Source organism: Bradyrhizobium sp. 23 (assembly GCF_023073295.1).
GTDB classification, from domain to species: Bacteria; Pseudomonadota; Alphaproteobacteria; order Rhizobiales; family Xanthobacteraceae; genus Bradyrhizobium; species Bradyrhizobium canariense_D.
Genome location: NZ_JADPJF010000103.1, coordinates 393737 through 399569, shown reverse-complemented (window position 1 = coordinate 399569; position 5833 = coordinate 393737). Strand labels below are relative to the sequence as shown.

Genomic DNA, 5833 nt, shown 5'->3' with positions numbered 1-5833 from the left:
GGCTCTTGGCCTGCAGGCTGAAAATCTTGACCCGCTCGACATGCCGCCGGGGGCGCGGGACCGGCTCGAAGCCTTGAAAAGCGGGATGAGCCGGACCCGGCATCTTCTCGATCAACTTCTGGCATTGGCACGGCAAGATCTCGCCTCTCCCGAGGTCGAGGAGACGGTCCACCTGGAGCAGATCGTCAAGGCAGTCGTCGCGGATCTACTGGCCGAAGCCTCCGAACGCAACGTCGATCTCGGCTTCACAATGGCAGAACATGTTTCCGTGAGCGCCGATCCGGTGGCCATGGCCTCCGTTGTCCGCAACCTCGTCGAAAACGCGGTGAGATACACGCCGGATGGAGGGCGGGTGGATGTGGGCATCTATCGCGAATCCGGGCAGGCCGTCCTGCAGATCGAAGATAGCGGACCCGGCGTTCCGCCGCGAGATATAGAGCGAATCTTCGAGCCGTTCTACCGCGGACCTAAGCCGTCCGGAGACGGATCGGGTCTCGGGCTTTCGATCGTGAAGCGCATTGTCGCCAGATACGGCGGTTCGATCGAAATCGAGAATCTGACAGAACCCGAGCGGAGCGGCCTTCGCGCGACCGTCAAATTGCCTGCCGCGGATTGATGGGTCGCGCACACCCGGCGCAGCGCGTCGAAGCCGTTAAATCGTTCGGTCGGTTCCTAAGGCGCCGCTAGGCAAAGCCCGATGAACTCTTGAGCGGGCGGGTGGCGCGCATTCCCAAGCACGGTGAATGCGTTGCAGTCGGTCCGGTCCCCCCGAAGCCGCTCGACTCGGCGGGGATTGCTCGCGCCGAATGGATCGGCCGTACCCGATCGCCCGGCGATCGACTTGACGAAGAATCCCTAAGGCTCGGCTAAGTCTCGTCGATCAAGAATCGAGAGTGACGGACGGGCGTGGCGCGGTCGATCCACCGCCGCCGGCCCGCCATATCGAAAATATCGCAAATGGGAGGAACACCGGGTGGCGAAAAGATTGGTCCGTTGGCTGATAGCCGTCGGCGGCATCCTGTTCCTGACCGCCACTCCCTCGCTGGCCGGTCCACCGTTCGTTTCCGACGACCCGGAGCCCACGGAGACCGGACATTTCGAGATCTATTCCTTCGTCAACGGAACCAATACGCGCGCCGGCACGTCTGGCGAGACGGGGGTCGACTTCAACTACGGTGCTGCGCGCGATCTCCAACTCACCGCCACCATGCCGGCAGGCTACACCGACGCCGCAAGCGGCGGAACGCGTTTCGGTCCAAGCAACGTCGAACTCGCGGCAAAGTACCGCTTCCTCCACCAAGACGGATTCGGTTTCGAGGTCGCCGTCTTTCCACGTCTATTCCTGCCGAGCGGATCGGGGGTCACGGGCGACGATCATGCATCGCTGCTGCTTCCGATCTGGGTGCAGAAGGATTTCGGCAAGCAATGGTCGGCCTTCGGCGGCGGCGGCTGCACTCTAAACGAAGTCCGCACCGCCAGCTTCTGCCAGGCCGGCGTGGTGGCGAACTATCAGATTCTCCCCAAACTCCAGATCGGCGGAGAGCTGTTTCACGCCACCGCGGATTCGCAGGGAACGCCAGCAGCGACGAGCGTGGGCGTCGGATGGCGCTACGACGTGTCCGACAACTATCATCTGCTAGGCTACGTAAGACGCGGACTCGAAAACGCGTCCGAGACCGGACGCTACTCTTGGTACGCTTCCATCCTCTTCACGTTCTGAAGACCGCGGTCCCAGCATGGCGGGCGGCCTCGGCATATCGCCTAAGCCGGGGGACACGGTCCGGTCGCCGAGGCCGATGACATTCGCTCCGCCTGGACGTCCGACCGAGTCCGACACCTCGGAAATGGCATCGTCTTCGATCAAGATCTCCGCCGGTCCGCACATCGCGTCGCTCAGCCGTCGAACAGCTTGCCACAAACGATGACCTCTTTGCCATTCCAGCCTCCGCTCTCCGAGGGATCCGGAGCCGATCGTTGCGCATCCGCGCTTAGGAACTTCCGGGTCCCGTCTGATTTCGCTTCGCGACGTCGGCGTCCTTGCGTTTCGCGATTTTCGCGACCGGAAGGCGCCAACCTCGCCTGATCGCCACGACGCGGAGCAAGAAACAGGAAATCAGCGCCATCGACGTGACCGCGGCGACCGGCAACTGCATCATGTGGCCGACCACGACGATTGCCGACGCAACAAGGGCCGCGACGGCGTAGAGTTCGGCGCGTAGCACCGTCGGAATCTCGGCCAGCAAGACGTCGCGCACCATGCCGCCGCCGATCCCGGTGACCACGCCCAGCACCGTCGCCATTAGCGGATTTAGCCCGAACGACAGCGCCTTCGACGAGCCTGCGACGGCGAATAGCGCGAGGCCCGCAGCGTCGAAAATGAGGATCGGATTCGACATCCGCACGATGAGGGGCGAGCAGTAAAAGGTGATGAGGCCGGCCACGAGCGACACGCCGAGATAGCGCCAGTCGCCGACCGCACCGGGCGGCACGGCGCCGATCAGAAGATCGCGCGTGATCCCTCCCGAATTGCCGGCAGCGAACGACAAAACCAGAACGCCGAACAGATCGAGCTCTCGCCTCGCGCCTGCCAATGCCCCGCTGAGTGCGAAGACGAAAGTGCCGGTCAGATCGAGTACGATCGGAAGCTTGTCCATTGATCCGGCTCTCCTTGCCTCAAGAGAGGACGAGCATGCTTCGATCGACCGGGAAACAGACCGGCATTCTAGGCCGGCAGCCAGGCGCGTGCCGCCGCGACCAGCGCTTCGACGCCGGTTTGCAGCGTCGGATGGAGAACGGGCGCGAATTTCGGACTGTGATTGACCGGTAGTTCGTTGATCTTGTTCGCCTCCCTGGCCTTCGCATAGGTCGCCGGATCAGTGCCACCGACGAACCAGAAGACCGATGGCACATGCCATTCGGACCCAAACGATCCGAAATCCTCGCTGGCCGGGGCCGGACCCGTTGCCCGTATACGGTCGGTGCCGAAATATCCTCGGAACGCATCCACCACGCGGCTTGTAGCTTCCTGGTTGTTCACGTTGAGAGGGTACTGATCGATGGTCGTGATCTCCGGCGGTCGAGGCGCTCCCGAAGCGGCCGCTTCGGCATTGGCAATCCGCTCGATGGCGGCCAGGACGCGCTGGCGGACCCCGGCGTCGAAGGTCCGGACATTCAGTTTGATGATGGCCTCGTCCGGAATGACGTTCTCCTTGGTGCCTGCCTGCAGGACGCCCACGGTCAGAACGGCGGCTTCAGCGGCAGCGACTTCGCGCGACACGATGGTCTGCAGCCGCAGCACGGTCGAGGCGGCCATGACGACGGGATCGATGCTGGCCTGAGGCATCGAGCCGTGCGCCCCTCGTCCGAACAGCCGTATCTGAAGGCTGTCCGCCGCCGACGTGATCGCGCCGGCGCGGCCGGCGACCGTGCCAGACGGACCCACCATGACGTGCTGGCCCAGGATCACGTCCGGTTTGGGAAAGCGCTTGAACAGGCCGTCGTCGATCATGGCCTGCGCGCCTTCGCCCGTTTCCTCGGCGGGCTGGAAGACCGCCATCAACGTGCCGCGCCAAGAAGTCCGCGCATCCGCCATCAGCTTGGAGGCGCCCGCCAGCCAGGTGACGTGCATGTCGTGGCCGCACATATGCGAGACAGGAACGGTGTTGCCGTCGCGATCCGTCGCCGTCGCCTTGCTGGCGTAGGAAAGACCGGTTGCCTCCTGGACCGGCAGCGCATCCATGTCGGCGCGCAGCATTACGGTGGGCCCTTCGCCGTTCCGGAGCAGACCTACAACGCCGGTCTTGCCGACGCCGGTCGTGACTTCGTAACCAGCGGCACGAAGACGGTCCGCCGCCAGTCCCGCCGTGCGGGTCTCCTGCATCGACAATTCGGGATGCGAATGCACGTCCTTGTAGAGATCAGCCAAGTCGGGGAGCAGGGCTTCCAGGTTTCGGAGTGCCGGATCGGAAGAGTTCCCGTTGACGGTCATGGGCGGCTCCATCGCATGACTGAAGCGATCCAGTCTTCGCTCCTTTCTTTTTTGGCGCAAGCGATTTTGACTGGGCTGACGAAGCTTCGGCTAGGCCACGGCGACGCCATTCCCAAATCTCTTTCACGAACTGCCACAAGCAGCGTTCCGTGAACTCCCGATTGTCAGAAAAGTGATCGTACCCGGCGCGAACGACACGGATCCCGTGGCGGTCGCCGCGCCTTCGATGGCCGGAAAATCGCCCCCCTCGTCGAGCTTGAGCAACATCCCGTTCAATTCGACATCGCCGCTCCGCATTTGCTCGGCGGAGAGAGTGTATCGCCTGCCTTCCAGCGGTATCTCCATGACGGTCTCACTGTTTGAATTGTTTAGGACAAGCAGGGCGACGCCGCCGGGCACGCCGCGCAGGCAGTGCGCGTAGACATGCTGCCCCTCGGCGATCTCAACGGCGGAGTCCAGAACCGTCGTCCCCATCAGCTTGCGCCACAACAACGCAGCCCAATAATTTGGGCGCGGGCTCAACGTATTCTCGTCGAGGAGCGCGTAATCGCTCGCCGCCAAAGTGTTGTGCATCACCACTTGAACACCTTGCCTCGCCAAGCGCCCCAACTGGTCGAGATATCGGAAAGTATCGAGAAACGTGGAGGCCCAGGGATTTCCGCCGCAGGCGGCATCTGCCGTCTCGGTAAGCCACATCGGCTTTCCGGGATCAAACTCGTCACGAAGGTTGCGATAGAACGCGAGGGTCAGGTCGGTGCGGGCGAGCCACTCTTCGGAGAGCGCCGTATCAGCGCTCGTCTGCGGCATTCCGGCCGTTCCTGCGCATCGTTGCGAGGCCGCTCCATAGTGATGGTAGGAAAACGCGTCGAGGTCCGTACCCATCCGTCGAAGCATGTCAGACGTCGCTATCACGCCTGAGACCCGTAGTGTATCATCGCATCCGGAGCCGTCGTCTCGCCTACGGAGCCAGGGCCCAGGATGCGCATGCCCGAAGCCGCCTGCCTGACGAACGACGCGAAGAGCTTGAAGTCGCGACCGAAGGACTCCGCGTCGTAGCCTTTCGGCGCGCCCCCCATCGTCGCCATCGTAGGTTCGTTCATGAATTCGGCCGCTGCGATGTCGCCGCCGATCGAACGCGTGTAATCGAAAAGCCGCCTCGCCTGGCCAGGCGTCCAGACGCCGGCTGAATCGCGAACCCCAGGACTGATCGCCATCGACGTCACTATCTTCGCATCGCTCGCCGCCGCGAAATCGACCACTCCCTTCCACCGTTCGCGGCTGAGCACGCCGCTGAATCCGGAGGGCGGCGACGAAGGCGCCGGATCCGCGTCCGCGAAGTACGTCGTATTCGCCCACGTTCCGCTCACTCGAACGTACGCCGGGCCCAACGCAGATGCGAGCTTGCGAAGCTTGCCGTTCGAAAGATCGACCGGCGGACGATATTCGTACAGATTGGCGTCCATGCCGGCGGGGACATCCGATTTCTGCGAAGTGCCGCTTGGTTGCTTCCGCGAAACCGGACCGTATGGCTTCCAGAACATCCCGCCGGTAACTTCCAACATTTCGATGTTGTAGGACTGGAACCGCTTATCGATCGAGCTTATCCGCATCATTTTCGAAGGATCGATTTTGATCGCCGCCTCTTGGGCGTGGGCATCGACGGAAAGCAAGGCGATTCCGGCGAAAAGCAGTCTGATACGTCTCATGGGTCACCGCCTCTCCGCATGCGCACGTTGACGTGGGCCTTCTCAATCCGGACGGCATGCCTCCAAGGCTGGCATCGCACGCAGTCTGAGCGTCAAAAGCAGTGAAATACGGGCTTGGTGGTGGGCATCACCGTATCCT

Annotated in this window: 6 protein-coding genes; 2 read left to right on the top strand and 4 right to left on the bottom strand. The window is 62.8% G+C overall.

From position 1 onward, the window contains the following. Together IVB32_RS26895 and IVB32_RS26890 are read left to right on the top strand one after the other, a co-directional pair. On the top strand, positions 1-616 hold a 616-nt coding region (locus IVB32_RS26895; RefSeq protein WP_247411835.1), incomplete at its 5' end, for a HAMP domain-containing sensor histidine kinase. A gap of 357 nt (positions 617-973) precedes the next feature. Continuing rightward, positions 974-1720 carry a transporter gene (locus tag IVB32_RS26890; RefSeq protein ID WP_247411834.1) on the top strand — a complete coding sequence of 249 codons (747 nt, stop codon included), beginning with the start codon at positions 974-976 and terminating at the stop codon, positions 1718-1720. A gap of 268 nt (positions 1721-1988) precedes the next feature. On the opposite strand, the gene IVB32_RS26885 is transcribed toward IVB32_RS26890, so the two are convergent. The 4 genes from IVB32_RS26885 to IVB32_RS26870 form a co-directional block, all read right to left on the bottom strand. Beyond that, entirely contained in the window at positions 1989-2654 is a 666-nt protein-coding gene (locus tag IVB32_RS26885) for a trimeric intracellular cation channel family protein (protein ID WP_247369561.1), read from the bottom strand. A 68-nt stretch (positions 2655-2722) separates the two neighbouring features. Beyond that, on the bottom strand, positions 2723-3988 hold the full coding sequence (locus tag IVB32_RS26880) for a M20 family metallopeptidase (protein WP_247369564.1): 1266 nt from the start codon (positions 3986-3988) through the stop codon (positions 2723-2725). A gap of 123 nt (positions 3989-4111) precedes the next feature. Then, positions 4112-4795: a hypothetical protein gene (locus IVB32_RS26875; RefSeq protein WP_247411833.1), complete on the bottom strand. Its 684-nt coding sequence runs from the start codon at positions 4793-4795 to the stop codon at positions 4112-4114. Between the two features lie 101 nt (positions 4796-4896). Continuing rightward, positions 4897-5658: a hypothetical protein gene (locus IVB32_RS26870; protein ID WP_247411831.1), complete on the bottom strand. Its 762-nt coding sequence runs from the start codon at positions 5656-5658 to the stop codon at positions 4897-4899. Positions 5659-5833: the final 175 nt, after the last annotated feature.